Annotated in this window: 22 protein-coding genes and 2 pseudogenes; 11 read left to right on the top strand and 13 right to left on the bottom strand. The window is 43.6% G+C overall.

Translation table 11 applies throughout. The features are described 5' to 3' along the window. Window positions 1-172: 172 nt before the first annotated feature. Window positions 173-379, bottom strand: a pseudogene (locus RID09_RS07240) (SRPBCC family protein); the annotation flags it as partial. A gap of 242 nt (window positions 380-621) precedes the next feature. Between RID09_RS07240 and RID09_RS07235 the strand changes: the two are divergent. Continuing rightward, window positions 622-1,188, top strand: a complete 567-nt coding sequence (locus RID09_RS07235; RefSeq protein WP_446335272.1) for a Uma2 family endonuclease — start codon at window positions 622-624, stop codon at window positions 1,186-1,188. On the opposite strand, the gene RID09_RS07230 is transcribed toward RID09_RS07235, so the two are convergent. The 8 genes and pseudogenes from RID09_RS07230 to RID09_RS07195 form a co-directional block, all read right to left on the bottom strand. Beyond that, the gene (locus RID09_RS07230; protein ID WP_446335271.1) at window positions 1,189-2,604 is read right to left on the bottom strand and encodes an alkaline phosphatase family protein; all 1,416 of its coding nucleotides are present in this window, start codon (window positions 2,602-2,604) and stop codon (window positions 1,189-1,191) included. A 55-nt stretch (window positions 2,605-2,659) separates the two neighbouring features. Next, the gene (gene eboE / locus RID09_RS07225; protein ID WP_446335270.1) at window positions 2,660-3,913 is read right to left on the bottom strand and encodes a metabolite traffic protein EboE; all 1,254 of its coding nucleotides are present in this window, start codon (window positions 3,911-3,913) and stop codon (window positions 2,660-2,662) included. 65 nt (window positions 3,914-3,978) lie between these two features. After that, a complete protein-coding gene (locus tag RID09_RS07220) occupies window positions 3,979-5,208 on the bottom strand; it encodes a 3-dehydroquinate synthase (protein WP_446335269.1) in 1,230 nt (409 codons plus the stop codon). Between the two features lie 7 nt (window positions 5,209-5,215). Continuing rightward, complete coding sequence (eboC, locus tag RID09_RS07215; RefSeq protein ID WP_446335268.1) at window positions 5,216-6,148, bottom strand: UbiA-like protein EboC; 933 nt, start codon at window positions 6,146-6,148, stop codon at window positions 5,216-5,218. A 60-nt stretch (window positions 6,149-6,208) separates the two neighbouring features. Beyond that, window positions 6,209-7,114: a TatD family hydrolase gene (locus RID09_RS07210; RefSeq protein WP_446335273.1), complete on the bottom strand. Its 906-nt coding sequence runs from the start codon at window positions 7,112-7,114 to the stop codon at window positions 6,209-6,211. Between the two features lie 201 nt (window positions 7,115-7,315). Then, window positions 7,316-7,525: a hypothetical protein gene (locus RID09_RS07205; protein ID WP_446335274.1), complete on the bottom strand. Its 210-nt coding sequence runs from the start codon at window positions 7,523-7,525 to the stop codon at window positions 7,316-7,318. Window positions 7,526-7,576: 51 nt separating this feature from the next. Next, window positions 7,577-7,621 (bottom strand): annotated as a pseudogene (locus tag RID09_RS07200) (hypothetical protein); the annotation flags it as partial. A gap of 1,202 nt (window positions 7,622-8,823) precedes the next feature. Beyond that, window positions 8,824-9,702, bottom strand: coding sequence for an EboA family metabolite traffic protein (locus RID09_RS07195; RefSeq protein WP_446335267.1), 879 nt, complete (start codon window positions 9,700-9,702; stop codon window positions 8,824-8,826). Window positions 9,703-9,953: 251 nt separating this feature from the next. On the opposite strand from RID09_RS07195, the gene RID09_RS07190 reads away from it, so the two are divergent. Together RID09_RS07190 and msrA are read left to right on the top strand one after the other, a co-directional pair. Continuing rightward, window positions 9,954-10,214, top strand: coding sequence for a hypothetical protein (locus tag RID09_RS07190; RefSeq protein ID WP_446335266.1), 261 nt, complete (start codon window positions 9,954-9,956; stop codon window positions 10,212-10,214). Between the two features lie 33 nt (window positions 10,215-10,247). Then, a complete protein-coding gene (gene msrA / locus RID09_RS07185) occupies window positions 10,248-10,700 on the top strand; it encodes a peptide-methionine (S)-S-oxide reductase MsrA (RefSeq protein WP_446335265.1) in 453 nt (150 codons plus the stop codon). 163 nt (window positions 10,701-10,863) lie between these two features. On the opposite strand, the gene RID09_RS07180 is transcribed toward msrA, so the two are convergent. Beyond that, window positions 10,864-12,507: a Ppx/GppA phosphatase family protein gene (locus RID09_RS07180; protein WP_446335264.1), complete on the bottom strand. Its 1,644-nt coding sequence runs from the start codon at window positions 12,505-12,507 to the stop codon at window positions 10,864-10,866. Between the two features lie 120 nt (window positions 12,508-12,627). Between RID09_RS07180 and RID09_RS07175 the strand changes: the two genes are divergently transcribed. From RID09_RS07175 to RID09_RS07155, 5 genes are all read left to right on the top strand, one after another. Then, window positions 12,628-13,512 carry a 4-hydroxybenzoate solanesyltransferase gene (locus tag RID09_RS07175; protein ID WP_446335263.1) on the top strand — a complete coding sequence of 295 codons (885 nt, stop codon included), beginning with the start codon at window positions 12,628-12,630 and terminating at the stop codon, window positions 13,510-13,512. Between the two features lie 160 nt (window positions 13,513-13,672). Continuing rightward, complete coding sequence (psbQ, locus tag RID09_RS07170; RefSeq protein WP_446335262.1) at window positions 13,673-14,146, top strand: photosystem II protein PsbQ; 474 nt, start codon at window positions 13,673-13,675, stop codon at window positions 14,144-14,146. After that, complete coding sequence (locus tag RID09_RS07165; RefSeq protein WP_446335261.1) at window positions 14,147-15,265, top strand: NAD(P)/FAD-dependent oxidoreductase; 1,119 nt, start codon at window positions 14,147-14,149, stop codon at window positions 15,263-15,265. A 46-nt stretch (window positions 15,266-15,311) separates the two neighbouring features. Next, complete coding sequence (locus tag RID09_RS07160) at window positions 15,312-16,208, top strand: hypothetical protein (protein WP_446335260.1); 897 nt, start codon at window positions 15,312-15,314, stop codon at window positions 16,206-16,208. A gap of 93 nt (window positions 16,209-16,301) precedes the next feature. Continuing rightward, a complete protein-coding gene (locus tag RID09_RS07155; RefSeq protein ID WP_446335259.1) occupies window positions 16,302-17,033 on the top strand; it encodes a hypothetical protein in 732 nt (243 codons plus the stop codon). 47 nt (window positions 17,034-17,080) lie between these two features. On the opposite strand, the gene RID09_RS07150 is transcribed toward RID09_RS07155, so the two are convergent. The 3 genes from RID09_RS07150 to RID09_RS07140 all read right to left on the bottom strand — a co-directional run bounded on the left by RID09_RS07150 (window position 17,081) and on the right by RID09_RS07140 (window position 19,123). Continuing rightward, complete coding sequence (locus tag RID09_RS07150; RefSeq protein ID WP_446335258.1) at window positions 17,081-17,908, bottom strand: FkbM family methyltransferase; 828 nt, start codon at window positions 17,906-17,908, stop codon at window positions 17,081-17,083. A gap of 12 nt (window positions 17,909-17,920) precedes the next feature. After that, window positions 17,921-18,661: an FkbM family methyltransferase gene (locus tag RID09_RS07145; RefSeq protein ID WP_446335257.1), complete on the bottom strand. Its 741-nt coding sequence runs from the start codon at window positions 18,659-18,661 to the stop codon at window positions 17,921-17,923. A gap of 192 nt (window positions 18,662-18,853) precedes the next feature. Beyond that, complete coding sequence (locus tag RID09_RS07140; protein WP_446335256.1) at window positions 18,854-19,123, bottom strand: hypothetical protein; 270 nt, start codon at window positions 19,121-19,123, stop codon at window positions 18,854-18,856. Between the two features lie 168 nt (window positions 19,124-19,291). Between RID09_RS07140 and RID09_RS07135 the strand changes: the two genes are divergently transcribed. From RID09_RS07135 to RID09_RS07125, 3 genes are read left to right on the top strand one after another with little or no spacing between them, the layout of a single operon-like run. Then, window positions 19,292-19,444, top strand: a complete 153-nt coding sequence (locus tag RID09_RS07135) for a hypothetical protein (protein WP_446335255.1) — start codon at window positions 19,292-19,294, stop codon at window positions 19,442-19,444. Then, complete coding sequence (locus RID09_RS07130) at window positions 19,432-20,322, top strand: ParA family protein (protein ID WP_446335254.1); 891 nt, start codon at window positions 19,432-19,434, stop codon at window positions 20,320-20,322. The genes RID09_RS07135 and RID09_RS07130 overlap by 13 nt, the downstream gene beginning before the upstream one ends. Window positions 20,323-20,337: 15 nt before the next feature. After that, window positions 20,338-20,751, top strand: coding sequence for a hypothetical protein (locus tag RID09_RS07125; protein WP_446335253.1), 414 nt, complete (start codon window positions 20,338-20,340; stop codon window positions 20,749-20,751). Window positions 20,752-20,861: the final 110 nt, after the last annotated feature.

Here is a 20,861-nt window from a genome sequence, read left to right as displayed (position 1 = left end):
GGCTTAGCTCAACTACCGAGGGGCGCTCGGAAAGTAACGCCTGGGGATGAGATGACCCACTGCTTGGAGGGGGAAACTCCAAAAAGTAAGGTTACTCGTAGAGCCAGGAAACCCCGTCAGTGATGATGGGAATCCCCACCCGATCGCGTAAGCAGGGTGGGGAGGATGTCAAGTGAACCGCTACCCATCGCACCGGAATTGGGCCAAAAAACAGGCGAAATTCTGAAATCGCACCCACATCTAAGCCGCCTTCGCGACGTACAACCTGAACAGGTTGCCAAGGCGGAGTGAGTCGTTCTAAGATATCTGGACGCTCGTGAAAGTTCCAGACAACTTCGACAGGTGCGTCAATGAGCGTGGACTTGCGATAGTGCATCATAGAATCATTATCCCTTATCAGTCTGGCTGATTCCCACCCAGCTGAACTTGCCACGATCTAGGGTATCGTGATGTCAGACACATAAATTTTGTCTAAGTTCAGTCTCAAATTACACAATACATCAACGCGATCGCTAACATCTCTTTTCCATCCTAAAAACAGCACAGCAAAAAGCGTTAACCACAGAGAAATGGGGGAGTTAACTCAAAACTCAAAACTTATCAAATTACCAATAACTAGCAATGCAACAGTTAGAAAAGAAACTTACACTTGAAGAATTTCTGGCAATGCCAGAGTCAGATGTAACCCATGAATTAGTCGAGGGTGAGGCGATACCAAAGATGTCACCAAAACGATTTCATGCAGCTTTGCAAAAGACATTGTTATTTATTATTGATAAGTGGTGTCAGGGGAAAGGTGAAGTTTACCCAGAATGGGCGATCGCGTTAAAACGTAGGGGTGAAGACTGGGTTCCGGTGCCAGATTTGACCTATATTTCTTATCAGCGACTACCTACAGAAGTGATGGAAGATGAAGCTTGTCCAGTTCCGCCAGAATTGGCAATTGAAATTATTTCACAGGGACAGACATTTGGGACTTTGGCGGAGAAAGCCACTGATTATCTGGAAGCGGGAGTGTTACGAGTTTGGGTTGTAGATCCCCAAGCAAGAAGTATCACAGTTTTCTATCCCGATGCGCCACCGCGAACTTATACGAAAGATAGGTTGATTATAGATTCGTTGTTTGAGGGATTGGAATTGACACCGCAGCAGGTATTCGGTGAAGCGAATTTACCTGAGAAAAAATAGTTAGGGGAATGAGGTAGATGCAGCAAAGGAGACGTTGGAGTCCCTTCCCTTCAAATGTTTTAAAATCAACCCACAAACATCAGTCGCTTCAATCGCTGTTGTATCTAGCAGGTGAGTCTGTCGAGTTATCAATAATGGTTTTTCACTTGACGAAGTGGTGACACAACCATGAGAACCACGAACTAATGAGGCATCTAGAGAAATTACATCCATCAGGTAACGAAAACCAAGCTGTTTTTTTAGTAGCGTTAGACCGACTTTTACTTGGGGAAGTTTGAGTTTTGGAGCGAGAAAAAGTTCTACAGGATCGTAACCCGGTTTGCGGTGAATATCCACAGTTCTAGCAAAGTCAGGAGCGCGGCGATCGCTAAGCCAATAATAGTAAGTAAACCAAGCATCAGGCTGTGCGATCGCAACTAACTCCCCGGCTCTGGGATGATCCAGATGGTAAGCCAGCTTACCTTCTTCATCTAATACTTTTGCTACCCCAACAGTAGCTTCTAAAAGAGAGCGAACTTTGGGAATATAAGCTGAATCGTTAACATAGACATGAGCCACTTGATGATCGGCAACGGCAAAAGCAGTACTTGCTCCCGGATCGAGCAATTCTCGTCCCAACTCCTCACGCACTACAATTAATCCATTTTCCCGCAGGATTCGGTTCAGATGAACAGGTTTAGACACTGAGGTGATGCCGTATTCAGACAGAACAATAACCTGAGCGCTGCGTGATTCGTAGTACTCAATCAAATCGCCACAAACTGTATCAATTTCTTGCAAATCCTTCTGTATCTGTTTCTCGTCAAAGCCAACTCGTTGCAAGCAATAATCTAAGTGAGGCAGATAGATTAAAGTTAATGTGGGGTTATAGCGCTGCTCAATCCACTTGGCTGATTCTGCAATCCATTGGCTAGAATGAATAGAAGTATTAGGTCCCCAAAAATTGAAGAGGGGGAATTGACCTAAATCGGATTGAATTTGCGATCGCATTTCCCCAGGTTGAGTATAAATATCCGGGATTTTTCTGCCATCGGCGGGGTACATGGGGCGCGGTGTAATGATGTAGTCCACCGAAGAATACATATTATACCACCAGAAGAGGTTGGCACAGGTAAAAGTGGGGTCAATAGATTTCGCCATCTCCCATACTTTAGGAGCCTGCACTAACTTATTTGACTGTCGCCAAAACTTCACCTCACATTCATCTCGGAAGTACCAGCCATTGGCAACAATTCCATGTTCATCTGGTAATTTTCCCGTTAAGTAAGTCGCTTGAACCGAACAAGTTACAGCAGGCAAAATGGGCGTCACCGACACCACTTGCCCTTGAGAACTCCAACGGGATAAAAACGGAGTATTTTTTCCCAGTAAGCCAGGAGTTAATCCGACAACATTAAGAACAACTGTTTTTTGCATGAGCAATACTTGGACTGATTTTCTAAAGATAACTTTTTATTCCTATTTTTCTCTCCTATAAAACAGAAACTTTGGAATTGATACTTCCAGCACTCATTCTTCCCAATACCCACTCATACTCTCGCTGAATGGATGCCAACAAATCCATCTTCATTTCTGCTGGCAATACATCCCAGGTGTAAGTCTCAATTTCCAGATGTTGACAAGTGGGGTTTTCTTGCAGTAGCTTCAGCACAGTAATAATGTCATCTTGAGTAGACTGCAATAGTTGATAGTCGTGGATAAAAATTGGGACGTGAAAGTGAGTGCGCCACTCCTGGGCAGGAGATTTTTCAAGCTGTGGTAATGCTGTTCCTAAGTCAGGATAATGATAGAAACCTCCATCAGATCTTCGCTCTATGACTTGGTGTAAATAGGTAGATTCGGCAAAGGGACGCAATCGCTCAAAAACCTGATTTCTATCCTCATAATCCTGCGGCAATATAACTTTTAATGCAGCACTAATTTGAATCTTGCCAATTTTAATTCCTGCTGATTGAAAACGGCTAAAGACTAAAGCCGGTTCTTCATACTCCACAGCAAAATGGCAGGTGTCATAACAAACGCGCACATGATCGAGTATTTTAGCTTCGGCTGATTCCGGCGAAATTCCTAAGCGTTCTGCTAAATATGCTCCACCTATTGGCAATAACCATTTTTGAAAAAAATCAATGACTTCATCCGCATTTTCAATCAAACCATCCGGTTCCGGTTCCAAGTCTATATGCAGCAATTTCCCCGTTTCTTCCTGGAGGCGTACCATTTCCTCTACCAGCAGAGTCAGATTAAAGCTACTATCTTTCAGAACTGTTTCACTCAGGGTTTTGTCTTCTTTCCACCAGGGTTTATAAGACAGCGGTAAGGTAGAAATTCCGCCATCCATTCCTTCGGGTAATAAGGCGGCTATGATTTTCGTCAAGCGCATGGTATAGTCTAACCGTTCTTGTTTAGACCAATCTGGTGCATAAACTTGGTCTTTTACAACCTGGTGATGAAATCCTCCATAAGGAAATCCATTCAGGGTAAAAACGTATAAATTTTGCTCGGTTAGCCATGCTTGGAATTGAGTGAGATTATCTCCTTCTAAAAGTTCCCGTGCTGCGACATCTGCCAATCGCAGTCCAACCCCGAAGGGTTTTGTGGGTGAGAGTTGTGCTTTGAGGATTGGAATATATTGTTCTAGGTTTAAAAAGACTTTTTTCCACTCTTCACCCGGATGAATGTTGGTGCAATAGGTTAAGTGAAAGCCACTGTCTATTTGAATCTTCATCGTTCAGTACTTCGTCTACAAAGGTAAGCTATCTATCTTACTTAGCGTGAATAGAGAATTTGCACTCATGGAATACTCTCCACCATCTGCCTATTTTCGGCAACCTCTCGCAAGATAGAAATTGCTTGCCTATATAAAGAAAAATCTACCTCGTGAACCTCTACTCCCTGTCCAATTCCTTGCAGCAGCATCAGGGTGAGTTCTCCTCCTAGATGTTCCCGAAACTCAGTTAATCCCCGGAATAGAGAACGGGTATGTTCTGGTTGATGAAGTTGTTCATCCAGTTCTGGTACATATAATGTAAACCCCAATTCTATCAGCGTATTTAATATTTGTTGACACTCGGACTGAGTGAGCAATCCGGCTAAGTAGGAATATGTGCTATCTAGGGCAATTCCAATCGCTACTGCTTCACCATGACGCAAGTTATAATTTGTCAAATACTCCAATTTGTGAGCCGCCCAGTGACCGAAATCTAAAGGACGAGACGAACCGGCTTCAAAGGGATCGCCACTATTAGCAATATGTGCCAAATGTAATTGAGCGCAACGATAAATTAGCTGCTGCATTGCATTCATATCTCGCTGCACCAATGCCTCAGCCTGAGTTGTAATGAACTCAAAAAACTCGGTATCTCTTATCAGCGCAACCTTAACTGCCTCAGCAATGCCAGATCGCCAATCTCGCTCATCTAGAGTTTTGATAAAATTAAAGTCATTCAAAACTGCAAAAGGGGGCGCAAAACTGCCGAGAAAATTCTTTTTTTCAAAGGCATTAATTCCATTTTTAACCCCTACCCCAGAATCATTTTGCGCTAATACAGTTGTAGGAATTCGGATCAGTCGGATTCCTCGATGAGCCGTTGCTGCGGCATATCCGGCTAAGTCCAATATAGCACCCCCACCAATGGCTAATAAGTAGGAGTGACGGCACAATCCCACTTCATTAATAATCTGGTGAATTTCCTCTAACTGTTTTGGATTATTCTTGGCAGCTTCTCCACCAGAAATAATAACTGGATTTGCGCTTAAGGTTAAGGCGTTTTCATATCGCTTAGTATAGGCGGCTATTTGCTCTGGCAGTTCTTCATGATGATGTAATAGTCCTGAATCTATAATAGCGATCGCTTTTTTCGTCCCTCTCTCCCCATCTGCTGTTACTACTTGCGCCAGCAAAGCATTATCTAAATTAAACACCCCTGTCGTAAAGTGAACGTTATAAGTAAAGGTAACGCGAATCTGTTGATTGATTGGTTGTAAATTTAATCTGGCTTTTCCCGCTCGGCTAATCGTCATTGTTTTTTTAAGTGACAGCAAACAGTTGTGCTAATCCCATTGAGATAGGCAGCAGAAGTAGCACCAATAATCCGAAAGGCAACCCCGCAAAACCAGCCGCAATTGTTGCATCTAAGACAATCAGCGACAACACACCAGCCTTTACCGCCGTTCGGATTTGTTCAGGCATGGGTTCACGGGCAGCTTTTAAAAATGGCGGGAGTACCCGAAAAGATAATAAAGCAGCGAATGGCAGGGCGGCAATAATTTCATAATTTGGCAATAGTCCTAATCCTAAAATACCACTAATTACTACCCCAATCAGCAGTAAAGCTACAAATCCTGTAATCTTTTTTCCACCTTGGACTTCCCCCTGACTAATGGCAGTGATTGCCGCAATATAAACAATAGGAATTAGGGCTAAATACCAGCGTTCCTCTACCATTGCGGGTAAAACACTTACACCTAGTAGTAAGTTGCCACCGCGACATAGCCCCATATTCAGAGGACCAAAAAAAGTATGATGTTTGGCGAGGGCGTCATAACTCAAAGCCGCACCCGCAATAATTGCGGCTAAAACACCACTCACCCAGGAAACCTGTGCAGCCGCCACGACACCGATACCTAACAGCACAGTCCCCAGCACAGTTGCCCTCTGACGCGAGGCGCGACTACTCGGAATTGGTCGTTCTGGGCGTTCCTTGGCATCGAGTTCAGCATCAAAGACATCATTAAAAACAACGCCACCGCCGTATAAACCCGTTGTTGCTATTAGCAACCAAACCAAAGGAAGCAGTTGAATAAAAACCGCTTGCCCAGTGATTACCTGATCAAAAATAATCGCCGCCCCAGAAGCCGCAAATCCAACCAAAATATCAGCCCAAGCCGTCACAATATTGGCAGGGCGCATTAATTGTAAATAAGCCCACCCACCCTGAGAACTCAAACCTGCCCCATTCACTCCATACCTCCTCTTCCTCTCTCCGGTGCGTTCTCTGTGCCTGGAGTGGTTCGTTTTTCTCTACTCAATCAACACATAGTCTTGAATGGACTCAATACCCGGTTCCTGCCCCCGCAACACAGAATTACCATTAAACAACTGACTTTGGTCAATCGCTGATGGATTAAGCCAATCTTCTGCTTTCATCACCCCAGTTTGGCTATAAGCCGCCAAAGCATTTTCATAGCAAACTGCCCGTACATGATCGTCCGGAATACCCCGTTCCTGCATCAATCGAGCAGTCTTCGGCACAGCTAACACATCACTCATTCCCCAATCGGCGCTACTATCAACGATGATGCGCTTACACCCATATTGACGTACAACCTCCACCATCCTAGCATTACCCATCTTCGTCATTGGGTAAATTGTAAAAGCTGCCCAAAAACCGCGACTTAGCACTTCCTCAACGGTTTCTTCATTATTGTGGTCAATAATCACCTGGGACGGATCTAATTTATGTTCAATGCAACGATCCATACTGCGACTTGTACCTGCCTTTTTGTTGCGGTGGGGTGTATGGATTAACACCAACATATCCAGTTCTTTGGCTAAATCGAGCTGCTGACGGAAATACTTATCTTCCGCATCCGTCATGTCGTCGTAGCCAATTTCACCAATAGCAACAACACCTTCCTTACAGGCATAAAGTGGCAGCAGTTCCATCACTTCTTCTGCCAACGCTTCATTGTTAGCTTCCTTCGGATTTAACCCAATTGTGCAATAATGTTTGATGCCAAATTGACTGGCACGAAAGCGTTCCCATCCGACAATACTGCTGAAATAATCCTTAAATGTTCCAATATGAGTACGGGGTTGCCCTAGCCAGAAGGATGGCTCAATGACAGCAACAATGCCATACTCCCGCATGGTGAGGTAATCGTAAGTCGTGCGGGAACTCATGTGAATGTGGGGGTCGATGAACATCATGGGCAAGGTATTCATGATTACTTGTTTTGGCTGGATAGGTTTTGGCTGGATAGGTGGTGTTGGGGTGAACTAAATCTGTGCAAATCTATGCAGACAAGCTAGAAGTGTCTCATATTGCTGGTTTCATCCGTTGATGGTTGTCGTTAGGGACGTTGGTGAAGCAAGGCACTTCTCCCACCCACCGGAGCTTAACCGTACCTAGCACCCCGCTAGGTGATACTCCGCTTCAAGTCGTAACGCTTGTGCTCTAAACTTAAGGTTGAGCCAACCCAAGTTTAGAGCTTCAGATACAGACTTTCCAATCGAAGCTAAGTATCGAACCGTCCGCATCAGTAAAATGGTGCGGACTTCTGCATATTTCAGAAAGAGAGTAATCTCACGATCACCGCCGCGATGCAGAATGTTCATTGCGGCATTTTTGTCTGCTTGAATTACGTCCCCTGTGTAACAGATAAAACGATCCCCATCCCGTTGACCCAATAACGTCCCGGTACGAGAACACATTTGCGACGTATAAGCTGGATTCACCACAGACACTGTTGATCCAGTCTCCAATGCGATCTTCAAGGGTTGAAGCTTGTAGTTCACCTTTCATCCATTGATTCAGCAAGCGATTAATTTGCTTGGCTTGCTGTTTCCCTTTGATCGGCGAGGTGAGGTCTTCGGCAAAGATGCGAGTCGGTGAGGTGATCAGGAGTCTTAAGTCTTTGCGAATGAAATTCTGAATGGTTGCTTTTTCTTTTCTTAGCTTACGTGATTTGACTTTGTAACCCAAATTATTTTTGAGGATTGCTGCCGATTTTTCCGGGTTGTTTTTGGCATGAGAGCGCAGTCTGTAACGGTTGCGATTTGTGCGGGTGATGCGCTTCGTTTTCTCGGTCATAAGATGTCCGAGTCCATCGGCAATGCTGTCCCCATTTGAGGTGTAGAAGGCTTCGGTATATCCCTTGTCAATACCGATTTCTTGATCGACTTGGAGCGTGGGAAGAGTCAGCGTTCTTTTCCGAGTGCAATGAATGGATAGTTTATCGTCTTGATTACAGATTAGTCGAATTTGCCCAGATATAATATGACGGCATTTCAGTTTTAACGTAATCCGCTTACCTTTCTCTAACCCTTGAACTTCCAATTTGACTGTATTGCGAGTGAGTCGCTTGCAGGTGTAACCGCCACCTTGGTAAACGATCTGATTACGAACATAGGTGTGTCCACGCTGGTATTGATTACGGAACACCCGATGCAGCCAAGGATCGGAAGTTGGGTCATTGTGCATCAAATCCAGCAACTTAGACCGCTTTTCTTCGTCTAGAGTGCGGCGGTAAATTGCTCGAATCATGAAGGTTTTCGCGGCTTCTTGTTGCGCTAAAATCGCCTTCATAGCGTCATTAACTGACCATTCCCAAAGCTTCGCAGGTAATCCAATATCAGTTGGGCTCAGTTGGGTTCTCACGATAGGAGCGGCTTTTCTCCAGTTGAGTCCCCATCCTTGTAGCGATCCAAGTTTGTTGTATGTTAATGCTCTCTCGATGCCACACAGGTGCATGATTCTCCTCACCTGCGCTTCATCTGAACTTGAAGCAACAGGAATAACCTGAGTGTAAATTTCTTGAGTTTTCTGTTGCTTCTTGCGGCGTGGCATCGTTACTTTTCCTCAACTAGATGCTCTAATCTATGCATAGCTTGCGCCTAAAGAGTTATGCAGAGATTTAAGCATATTTTAGGGGATCTGTCGAACCGCTAAAGCTGTCCCACGTTAAATTACCGTTTTGAATTAAAGATTGCAAGTCTGGGCGACTGGCAAGAAGGGCTTGGGTTTGGGGTGAGGATAATTGGGAACAAGCTAAGGCAGCAGCTTGTTGTTGGGCGATATCGGAGTCAGATAGAACTTTTTGTAAGTCGGATGCGATCGCATCATCAACAAATCCCCCTACAACTCGCCACAGTTCCGGTGTTACGGGGCGTTTAGCTGACCAGCGTTCGTGGGCATAATCGACTAACATCTGAGCTAATTGTGGGTTAGCGCGTTCATCTAATCCCTGAATTAGAGACAAGGGACTCCCGATGAAAACGGCTTTTAGAACCATTTGATTCCAAGCGATATCATCGAAATACTCGGCAGGGTAAGGATTTCTCAGTGCCACAGCATTAAAAACCGTCGTCATATTGCTGCGAACCCCTTCAGCCGCTTGTGCCTTGTGTTTTTCAGGATAAGGTAATAACGGTAAACTTTGATACAGCGCGACTAACTCCCCTTCATCGGCAGTAGTGAAAACTTTATTAAGCGTCTGTACATAGGTTTCGGCGCGATCGCATGGCAGAGATAATACTAAAAGCGTGCGACCCGCCTGATCTACAGTCCAATGACCAGCAAACCAACCAGGGCGTACTTCCTGTGCTGCTTCCAAGTCCTCTACACTCAGATCCAGAGCCTGTTTGCCTATGTAACGCGGCACAGCGCTAAAGGCAGTAAAGAATACCCGTTCAGGGGCACCTTGAGCAATTTTTTCCTGCTTCTGCTCTAGCCAACTCAGACTTTCCTGGGAAACACGCTCTGAAAGCCAGCGGTGCAGTAGTTGTGTGTCCATTTACCAAACTCCTGACTCCTCAACGGGCGAACTCTACTGCCCAATCTTCAGCGCAGCCTGTCCCACTCAACATCAGTCTAGGGAAAGGCATTCATTAAACTTACTCCTGTCAACGTTACATAAGACCTACTCCAATCTACTCACAACTCGACTTTTTTATGCGTCCTCATCACGCGGTGGGGTAAACCTCACCCCCCAACTCCAGGAGTCACGCTAGGATGTTTACATAAGTTAACAATTCTGGCGCAACCATGATTAATCTCATCGAATCCACCAAAGACTACTGGAGAAAGCTAGACGAGTTAGAAGCCGCCTACAAGCGAGGCGATGTCTCCGTTAAGGAAGTCGATGTGAGAGTGGCTCAACTCATGGATGAACTCGGTCATGAACGTAGAGTCACCTTACGCTATATAAGGCAAAGTGTGCTAAGGCTTTGGCAAGAGCAACGAGAAACCTTACTTGGCTTCGCTTTTCTGGCAATTTTGACCTATGCTTGGTTTATCTACAACTAGGCTCTACCAAGTTGTAGAAAGAATAGGTGAATAATGGAAAAAGCTACATTTGGAGCAGGCTGTTTCTGGGGAGTCGAGGCAGCATTTCGTCGATTAAACGGCGTTACTTCTACATCCGTTGGCTATATGGGAGGACATTTTCCCAACCCATGCTATTTGGATGTTTGTGCCAGAATTACCGGACATGCAGAAGTTGTGCAAGTGGAGTATGACCCGTCTCAGATTTCCTACAATGACTTGCTGAATGTCTTTTGGTCAATTCATGACCCTACCCAATATAATCGTCAAGGACCTGATCGCGGCGAGCAATACCGCTCGGTTATATTTTTCCACAATCCTGACCAAGAACAAGCCGCCAGAGAATCAAAGCGCAAGCTTCAGATGTCTGGTAAGTATGAACAGGATATTATGACCGAAATTAAACCTGCTTCTGATTACTATTTAGCTGAAGATTATCATCAGCAGTATTACGAGAAAAAAAGATAACATTGAGTTGATTGTCATTTGTAATTTATTAAAGAATTTGATTGGTGCGTTACGCTTCACTCTCCTATGCTTTTGAATAAAGGCGGGTTTCGTTGCTCAGCTATCAGTACCAAATTCTCCTAAGATGCTCGCGCCCGCCCCTAGGGAATTTTTTCTTGTAGCGTTAACTAGCCTGGTTTTCTAGCTGTATGACTAATTTAACGTCGTACTCCTCTTCAAACGCGACTTTTTTATCCTCTAAACTCCAGATTTCTAAGGCGCAGGTATCATTATGCTCTACAGGCACTAGACGCAAACACATTTCCTTTTCTTCTGGTAAATAGTGGCATCTAATTTGAGAAATTGCCCCAATCTGTCGGCGATCAAGAGCAACAGCTAACCGTAATAAAGGACTCAATTCTTTTACTAAATGCCGATAGTATTTGTTGGGTAAATTGCTGTAATTTTCGTGCTTTTTCTTAGGTGAACTCTTGCGATGGTAGCGAGCCAGGTTAGCGATAACTTCAATTTCAATATCAGTAAACCCGAGTAATTCCCCGTGGCGAATCAGGTAATAGGAATGCTTATGGTGTGACGAATGACTGACATATAAGCCACAATTGTGCAAAATTGCCGCCGCCCACAACAATTCTCGTGCTTCAGTTCCCCAATTGTGCAGGTGTCCTTTGGTTTGATTAAATAAATTGAGGGCAAAGTTAGCCACCCGTTCACTAGAGGCTAAGTTAACGTGATATTTTTGCGCCACCTTAATTACATTGCGTTTGCGAACTTCGCCTTGATACCGTAATCGGTCTTCAATTAAGCCTTGGGAAAGCATCCAGTCTACGATTACGCCCTCTCGCAAGGCGCGTTCCCCGACGGTGATAGATTCGATATCTAATAGCGTCATGGCTTCTAATAAAATAATCGCACCAGCAACGATAATTTCGGCTCGTTTCTCAGCAAGTCCGGGAAGTTTTTCCCGTTCAGCACATGGGAGTGAGGCGAGTTGTTTGACGATATCTTTCAGGTCGTTGCGGTAGAATTCATAACCATTCAGGGGAGTAGGTATTATCCCTAAGGTTTCTTTGGCGTGAAGGGCGGCTAGGGTTTCAATCGTACCTGAGGTTCCCACTAAACGGGGCTTTTCTCCCGGTTCTATATTCGCTAAGATATCTTCAACGGCACGTTCGAGGCGTCCCCGAATATAGGCTTGTAAGTATTGAAACTCGCGATCGCTAATCGGATCGGTGGTAATAAATTCACGGCTCAAGCGTACTGCGCCGACTTTGGTGCTGGTGAGAGAACGGGGAGCGTGACTATCACCTAAGATTAATTCTGTTGAACCGCCACCAATATCGATGATGATATGAGGCTGGTTGTTGAATTCCATTCCCGACAAGACACCCAGATAAATCCGCCGCGCTTCTTCTTGACCGGAAATAAGGTTGACAAATAGCCCTAATTGTGAGTCAACTTCTTGTAAAAAGGTGCGTCCATTGGGGGCTTCCCGTACCGCACTCGTAGCCACAGCAACCAACTGCTCGACCTGGAAACTTTTAGCTAACTCTTGAGAGCGTTGCAACGCCGCGATCGCACGTTTCATAGCTTGGGGGGTTAAATTCCCCGTATGCGGATCACGTTCCCCCAGTCGCACGGTATCTTTTTCTTTGGCGATAATCGTAAACGAAGGAAGCCTGGGATCAATCCGGACGATGACCATGTGAATCGAATTCGTGCCGATATCAATGGCAGCCATTATGCGATCGTTGTCTGTGTTTGGAGTGGAAACTCCTGCCGAATTCCCTTTGGCAGCTAAATCGATCATGCTTGTATCTGGGATTACAACTCTAGCCGTGATGCTATTGACAACAATACCGTTAAACCAGCTCAAATCGACAGTACCAGACTGTTGCGTTATTGTGAACTATAAAAGACCTGATCATCGATGCTGACCCAACAACACCCAAACTCAGTACCAACCTGGCTGGCGATCGCGCGGCTTTTGCGCTGGGATAAGCCAGCCGGACGCTTAATTTTGATGGTTCCAGCGCTATGGGCAGTTTTCTTAGCCGCCCAAGGTACACCCCCGATTCCCTTAGTCGGTGTGATTATCCTGGGAACCTTAGCCACCAGTGCAGCCGGTTGCGTAATCAACGATTTGTGGGATCGAGATATTGATCCGCAAGTTGAACGAACAAAAGAACGTCCCTTAGCCTCTCGCGCTCTGTCGGTTCAAGTGGGCGTAGTTGTGGCGTTAGTAACGATGAGTTGTGCAGGTATCCTTGCCCTTTATCTCAATCCCTTTACATTTTGGCTGTGCGTCGCCGCCGTTCCCGTGATTGTATTTTATCCGTCAGCCAAGCGAGTTTTTCCGATTCCCCAGTTGGTATTATCCATCGCCTGGGGGTTTGCTGTTTTAATCAGTTGGAGTGCCGTTACTGGGAATTTAGCACCCGCCACTTGGTTTTTGTGGGCAGCAACGGTAGCTTGGACATTAGGGTTTGACACCGTTTATGCGATGTCAGACCGTGAAGAGGACCAGAAACTTGGGGTAAATTCTAGCGCCTTGTTTTTTGGAGACTACGCCCCGGAAGCAGTTGGTCTATTTTTTGCCGCTACAGTGGGATTTTTGGCAAGATTGGGATTTGTCATGCAGCTACACTGGGGCTTTTGGATGGCTTTAGGTGTGGCAATTATCGGGTGGATTTGGCACTATAGGCGACTGCGACAACCTGATATTCCCAAACCCGTTTATGGAGAAATTTTCCGCCAAAATGTCTGGATTGGTTTTGTGTTACTTGTCGGGATGATTGTGGGTTTGGTATTTTAGCTTATTCGGCGAAAAGTCCCACACCGTCCCCTAGGGCGGCACTGGGGACGTCACTTCTTACCCCCTATAATACGTTAAGTTACACTGAATTAGACTTTGGGTTGAGCTATCATTCAACCTACTTGTTTGTCTATATCAAACGTTGTATCCGAGGAAACTCATGCTGATGAGACGTTATCGCTCTATTCTGGCATTAATGCTAGCACTGGTGACCACATGTTTAGTAAGCTGCGGTAGTCCTGCTGCAACGACACCGCCTCCAGCTTACACCACTCAGCAGGTTGAGCAGATTCAGCGCACGGTGTCTAGCCTCTGGGAAGTGCGAGAAAAAATGCCTGTTCTGAAAACGAAAATTAACAATCGCGATTGGGTAAATGTTGCCACTTATATTCATGGTCCATTGGGCAACTTGCGGAAAACCATGAGTTATCTGACGCGCCAACTGCTTCCCCAAGAACAAAAGGCAGCCAGTGAAGCGGCAAATGACTTGTTTGAACATTTGCAGAAAATTGACACCGCCTCTCAAAGCCGCAACTATGAACTTGCCATCAAAAATTATCAAGAGGCGTTAATCGACTTTGATCGGTTTTTGAAGCTGATTCCTGATGCTAGTAATGCAGCCGGAGTTGCCTGAATGAGTCATGTTGCCATCATTGGCTGTGGGATTGTTGGTGCTGCGATCGCATACGAACTAAGTAGCGTTCCTGGGCTACAGGTTACTGTGCTGGATCGACAACCCCCCGCCCAAGGGTCCACAGGGGCAGCATTGGGTGTATTGATGGGTGTGATTAGTCAAAAGGTTAAGGGGAGAACATGGCAGTTGCGCCAAGCCAGTATGCAGCGCTATGAAACCCTGATTCCAGAATTAGAAATATTGACTGGGCATCACATTCCCTTTAACCGTCAAGGCATCCTGATGCTGGCGTTTGAGAACGACGATTTAGACTCTTGGCAGAATTTAGTCAAAATTCGCCAATCTCAAGGATGGCAATTGGAAATTTGGAACACGGCTCAAGTTCAATCCCATTGTCCTCAGCTCAATCCTGAGAAGATTATCGGTGCGATTTATTCTCCCGATGACAGACAAGTCGAACCCACAGCCCTCACCCATGCCTTAATCGCCGCCGCCCAACAGAAGGGGGTGATGTTTAAGTTTGGCGTTGGTGTTGAAGGGGTGGAATCGATGCCTGTCAATGGTTCCAATCGGCGGTATGCAGCGCAAATTCACACACACAGGGAAACCTTGACAGTGGATTGGCTGGTGATTGCGGCGGGATTAGGTTCGGCACAATTGGTCAATTTTCTGCTATCCCCACCGGATCAAGCGTCTGCGATTACGCTGACACCCGTTCTCGGTCAAGCGTTACAATTACGCCTAGCGGGTACAATCGGTAATCCGGATTTCCAGCCTGTGATTACAGGGGATGATGTGCATATTGTGCCAATTGGTGGCGGCGATTATTGGGTGGGTGCAACGGTGGAGTTTCCTCATCGCGGCGAAGTGGTTGCAGAACCTGGGTTACTCGAACAAGTGAAACAAGATGCGATCGCCTTTTGTCCCGCTTTAGCTCAAGCTACAGTGGTTCGCACTTGGTTAGGTAAACGTCCTCGTCCAGAAAGACAGCCAGCTCCGGTTATTGGTAAACTATCGGGTTATGATAATGTTTTACTGGCAACGGGTCACTATCGCAACGGTGTTCTCCTCGCCCCGGCTACCGCCCAAGAGATTCAAAGGATCATCTGTGCAACTTAAAACTTAGTGCAGTGCTTGGTTTATTTAAGATGACGGTGAAGACGAAGTGTACCAACAAGAGCAAATTCAAGAGTTATTTGGGAATGAAGTTCTCGATTATCTAAAAAATAAAAACAAAGGGGGAATGGTTAACGAAAAAGGTAATACTTATGAGAATTTTTTTGCCGTATATAAAATATCGGTTTTGTCCAAAGATGTCTTAGAAAAAGAGAAACAAATAGTATTGGCTAGTCAAATCATGGCGTTTGTTGATGACTTAATTATTAACGACATCCAGGAGAATATTTATCAACACTACCAGTTGAAAAATACTGCAAGTTTAAGATGGGGAAGTGGACTACGCTCGATTGCTGACGATTTTGCTAAACAATATAATTTAAATCAAGCTGTATCAAAGCAATCAGAAATGACGTTAGTTGTTTCTAAGTCGCAACTCAGAGACAGGTTGGCAAATCAAATACCTCAGCCAGTTGCCGAGTTTAGTAAAGTTGATTACTTTTACTTTGCCCCTAGTTTACCAAAAGTTCTTCAAGAAGAACAGGAGTTTAGCCAAGCTGTGGCATATCTTTGCGCTTTTGACAATCCTGAACCCGATAAAATTGAATGTGTAGCTAGTGTGATTCTAGGCGCTTGGCTTTCCAGCGATAAATCTAATGTCTCTCTTAGGGAAATTTTGGAAAAATCTCGACAATCGCAACCTTCTTATATTCGTTACTTTGGTAGCCAAGATGTGCAAATCGATCCAGAGGTTAAAAAAATTCTTGCTAAAATACAATGGTTTACGTACAGCATATCTAAAGGTTTTTTGCAATGGCAATTTGCGAATGGACTGGAAGAAGGAACTTTGCCATACAGTATAGAAACTGAAAACTTTAGACGCTTTCAAAAACGAGTTAAGCAAAATAAACCAAGGACTTTTGATGAACTTGAAGTTTACTTTTAAAAAATTAAAATTTTAGAGTAAATATTTATTTATGGTGACGTAAAAATTATATAATTATTTATTTTTTAGTATACAAACTAGGAGATGATTGAGATGCAATTTATAACCAAAATAAACTCAAGATACTATACAGAATTAGCCGATACGGAAACAAAAAAATTCCTCGATAAATTAGGAGATAAAAGCACATCTCCTGAAGCCTATCGCTCAGTTATGTTTAAGCTAGGGGTAAAACTTGGCAATTCAATTTTAAAATCTATTAATAGTCAAAGCAATGTATATCTAGCCTGTACCGTTGAAGATGCGGATTTTTTAGCCAAAGGAATTCTTACGACTTTAGAACCTAAAGTTTCAAAACTTGCCTTCGCTTGTTTTTGGAATCAACGATTTTCCCCCTTTGAGATAAACGAGTTAAAAGTTGCTCCGATACTCAAAAAGTATCAGGAGCCTGTTAATAATGATATCGTTCAGTATTTAATCGTGATTAAGTCCATTATCTCTGGTGCTTGTGTCGTGAGGACAAATCTAACTAATCTAATTCAAAAAATTGAACCCGAAAAAATACTTATTGCTGCACCAGTAATTTATAAAACAGCAGAAGAAAAGTTAAGGAGTGAATTCAACAAGGATATTTACAGTAAATTTGAGTTTTTCTACTTTGCTAAAGATTCTACGCGAGATGATCAAGGTATAGTCCTACCGGGTATTGGTGGTAGTGTGTATGAGCGGCTAGGTTTTGAAGGTCAAGATGAAAAGAATAGATATATTCCTGAAATCGTTAAATCTCGACGTCACAAGCTTGTTCAAAAAATTTATACGGGTTGATTTTAACTAAAATTCATCCTTTAACATTTTGTCGCGAGGAATACAGTTTAATTCAGCGATCGGGAAAAAATTGTGGTCAACAACCGCTGTGCCACTCCCCCATAATAAGGGGAACAGATTTGGGTAATTTTTTCTTCGGGATAATTCCAGTTGTGAAAACTAATAATGTTTCCATAAATTGAATGATTCGGAATGATTTCATTGATGTCTAAAGTAGACGATTGTAAGTCAAAAATAGTTTCTTTTGTTGAATAAGCATAATCAACCATCACACTCAAACCATAACCGCATTGTTTCAAAATACTTAAACATTCTAATGTAGCATTAATAAATGTAGGTGACCATCCTCCTTTTCCATTTTTTTTACTGGTGCCACCGCCATATTCAAACATGACCACTCGTGGTAGTAGAAAGGGTGACAACTCATGAAACTGTTTAATAATTTTAGATTCCCATCCTTCAATATCAAGTTTAAGACAAGTAACTTTTTCAGCATTGATACTGGATAGTAAATTAGATAGAGTTACAGACTTGACTTGTTTTATGTTTTTGGAAGAACCAAACCAGTCGGCTGATAAAGAATTAAAATTATGATTAAATAAACCGATAAATTTACCCAGATATAAGGTTTGATCGCCATTGATATCTGAAAGACAACCTTTAATTAAGTCAATGTTATAACGTTGGCATAGGTTCTGTAATTTTTTGACAGGTAGTGGTTCAACCGCAACTGTCTTAAATCCCAGTAGAGAAAACCGTTCACAATAAAAAGCAAAGGTTCCCACTCCTACGTCAATACAAATACCCTCTCTTTTGGGATCAATAAGGGGTAACACTTGTCCTAACAAGTCTTGGCAGCAAGCTTCAACGTGCATAATTATTTCCGGCTAATTGTTTTTGATAAAAACAGCATTAAAATAGCGTACATGACCATCTTTCCCTTGAACTTGATCTAAATTCCCAGCATAACAATATCCTAGTTTATCGAGCATCAAAAAAATATCGTTGAAATCAGCTTGTTCTTGGTAAAGTATATCTAACGAAATTTCGACAATACAAGCTCTAGCCTGTTTAAAGGTTTCAATACCCCCTCGGATCACCCTGTCTTCATATCCTTGTACATCCAACTTAATAAGTATATCAGGGAGAAGAGGTGTTGGCAGTGACGAAATTTCTTGATCTAAGGTTGACTGTTGCACGAGAATCGTTTGTTGCTTTTTTAGCATTGGGTAAATGCGTTCACAGAGTTGAGTAGTCTGTAGGATGGAAGACGATTGATTAAAATATAAATGATTATTGATTTCAATAGTTTTAATAGAATCTCCTAATGCCATATTGAAAACCTTGACGTTCTTTTTTCGTTGTTTTCCCCATTGTTCTAGTTTTTTGAATGGGTCAGGTAAAGGTTCAAATGAATAAATATGAGCGTCGGGAAAAATACGGCACATTTTCCGAGAGAATTGACCGTCATTTGCTCCCACGTCGATAATTGAGTGGATGGGTAGTTTGGATAAGCCAAGTAGTTTAGGATTCCACTCTTTAACCAAAAGATGCCCAACTAGGTTAAAAAAATGATTACTAATTTTATAACTGACTTGGTTCCAGTTTTGTGTAAGAGTTATTGGCATCTATTTAGACATACAATAAAACTAAATGAATGAGTTTATAACCCGAAGCCATATCTGGCTTCCCCCATGGAATAAAAAGCTCCCGCATCCTCTGGCTTCCCCCTTTTTAAGGGGGACGGAAGGGGGATAAAGGGGGACAAAAGGGGGAATTCATGCACTAATAATACCACACAGGTATGTTCAGTCTCGTCATCATCCATTTCTTTGCCATAGAAAAATGATGCCTGGTAATATTTGGATAAATCTGGCGTTGTCTAGGTTTTGATCATCCTGCATAAGTTCCAACCCATTTGCAACGGCTATACCCTGTAAGCCGCCGATAATTGAATCGGTTTGGTTAGCCCTGACGGGCAAGGAGATGATGAGATTGGGCGCGATCGCAACATTGGTTCTGCGGGGAATCCCTCTTCTCCTATCCTTGAGGGGAACAGCGTTTGCCGCCGTCTCTTTGTTTGTGAGCATGGCGTACCCTGATGTTAGCTTGTTACCTTGGAAAGTAGAAGGGTGATTACCACTACCATAAGCTCCTCGGCAGGAACAGGCTAGCCCATAATGCGACAAACGTGATCGGGTCAGCCTAAGAATTGTTATGAATTGGCAGGACCTGTCTTCCAAATAACTAACCTAACAATGAATAATCTTTGGTTTTATTCTCTACTACCAAATGTGACGCGATCGCGACCCATGAACCTACTCAAGTTTTCTCTGCAACACCAAGTCTTAATCCAACAACTTTTCAACCCGCTCAATCTAGAGACTGGAGTGGATTTGTGGCAATTATAATTTCATTTATTAATTTCAAGGGAGGTGTGGGGAAAACAACAACCACCGTCGCCGTTGCTGAGATGTTGGCTGGGGTATTCCATCGCAAAGTTTTGGTCATTGATCTTGATCCTCAAACCAATGCTACATTAATGTTAATTGGTGAAGAACGATGGGAGGAACTCAATGAAAATAATCACACCTTAGCCCAACTTTTTTTAGATGCAATCGCGCCAGAATACCCTAAGTTTAATCTGGATAAAGCCTTACAACATCAAGTTTCTAATGTCAAAGATTTAACCAGTTTAGACTTGCTCCCTTCAAGTTTAGATCTAATCAATGTGCAGGATAGGTTAGCCACTATTCCCGCTGGACGGTTTTATGCCGCCAGTCCCATTAACATTTTGCGGCGCGGAATTCGCTCTGTAATTGAGCTCTATGATTATATTCTCATCGACTGCCCTCCTAATTTGGGTATTGTTACACTCAATGGATTACGAATTTCCCATGGTTATATCATTCCCACCATTCCGGATATTCTCTCAACTTATGGAATTCCCCAAATCACCAAAACCATTCATGAGTTTTCCGAAACAATCGCTGAATCTATTGTTCCCTTAGGCATTGTCATCTGTAAATACAATGCTGGTATGACACTTCACGATCGCGTGATTAAGGATTTACGTCGATATAGTAAAGATGCCCGTGTCTTTGAAACCCAAATTCCCCACAAGCAACAAATTGCTGAAACTGTTGAATTCAATGATCCCGACAAATTCTCAACCTTGCGACAGAAATGGGGATATGCGGGTCAGTTTGAACAATATCTAAATTTGGCAAAAGAGATCAGAATTGCGGCTAGTCAAATTCTCAAAAATAAGCCGTATCACTCCAGTTGAACGTGGAGAAATTCAATGAGCCTTGACAAACTTACAGCATTGATCAAACTCCTGGAAGAAATTCTTCCTGATACCCAGGCAACTTTGACCAAATACCAACATGATCCCGACTTTGCCCAAGAGATTGATTCATTATTTCAAATCTTATCGATAAAATGTCAAGCTCCCTCGAAAAAGCACCGCACCAAACGATGTACGAGTGTTTTTGATCCCGTTGAACTCTATCACCAGCAGGGGGAGCAATACTTACGCCAACAGTTGCAGCAACTCGAGGTTGAACAACTTAAAGATATGATTGCTGAACATGGGATGGATGCTAGTCGGCGGGCAATGCGCTGGAAAAAACGCGATCGCCTGATTGATTTGATCGTCCAAACCGCTAGCTGTCGCGCCCGTAAAGGCGATGCCTTTCGCTCCAGAGAGCGATAGTCGGTTAGGTTGTATTCCTGATTGGATTAGGTTTCTTCGGAAAACCTCACCCCCCATATAAGGATTCTTCAACCTAATTGAGTCCGAAAAATGCGACAATAGATTTAAAG

The organism is Coleofasciculus sp. G1-WW12-02 (assembly GCF_040219735.1).
Lineage (GTDB): Bacteria > Cyanobacteriota > Cyanobacteriia > Cyanobacteriales > Coleofasciculaceae > Coleofasciculus.
Note: the sequence above shows the minus strand (reverse complement) of the source record. Positions and strands in the feature narration are given on the sequence as shown.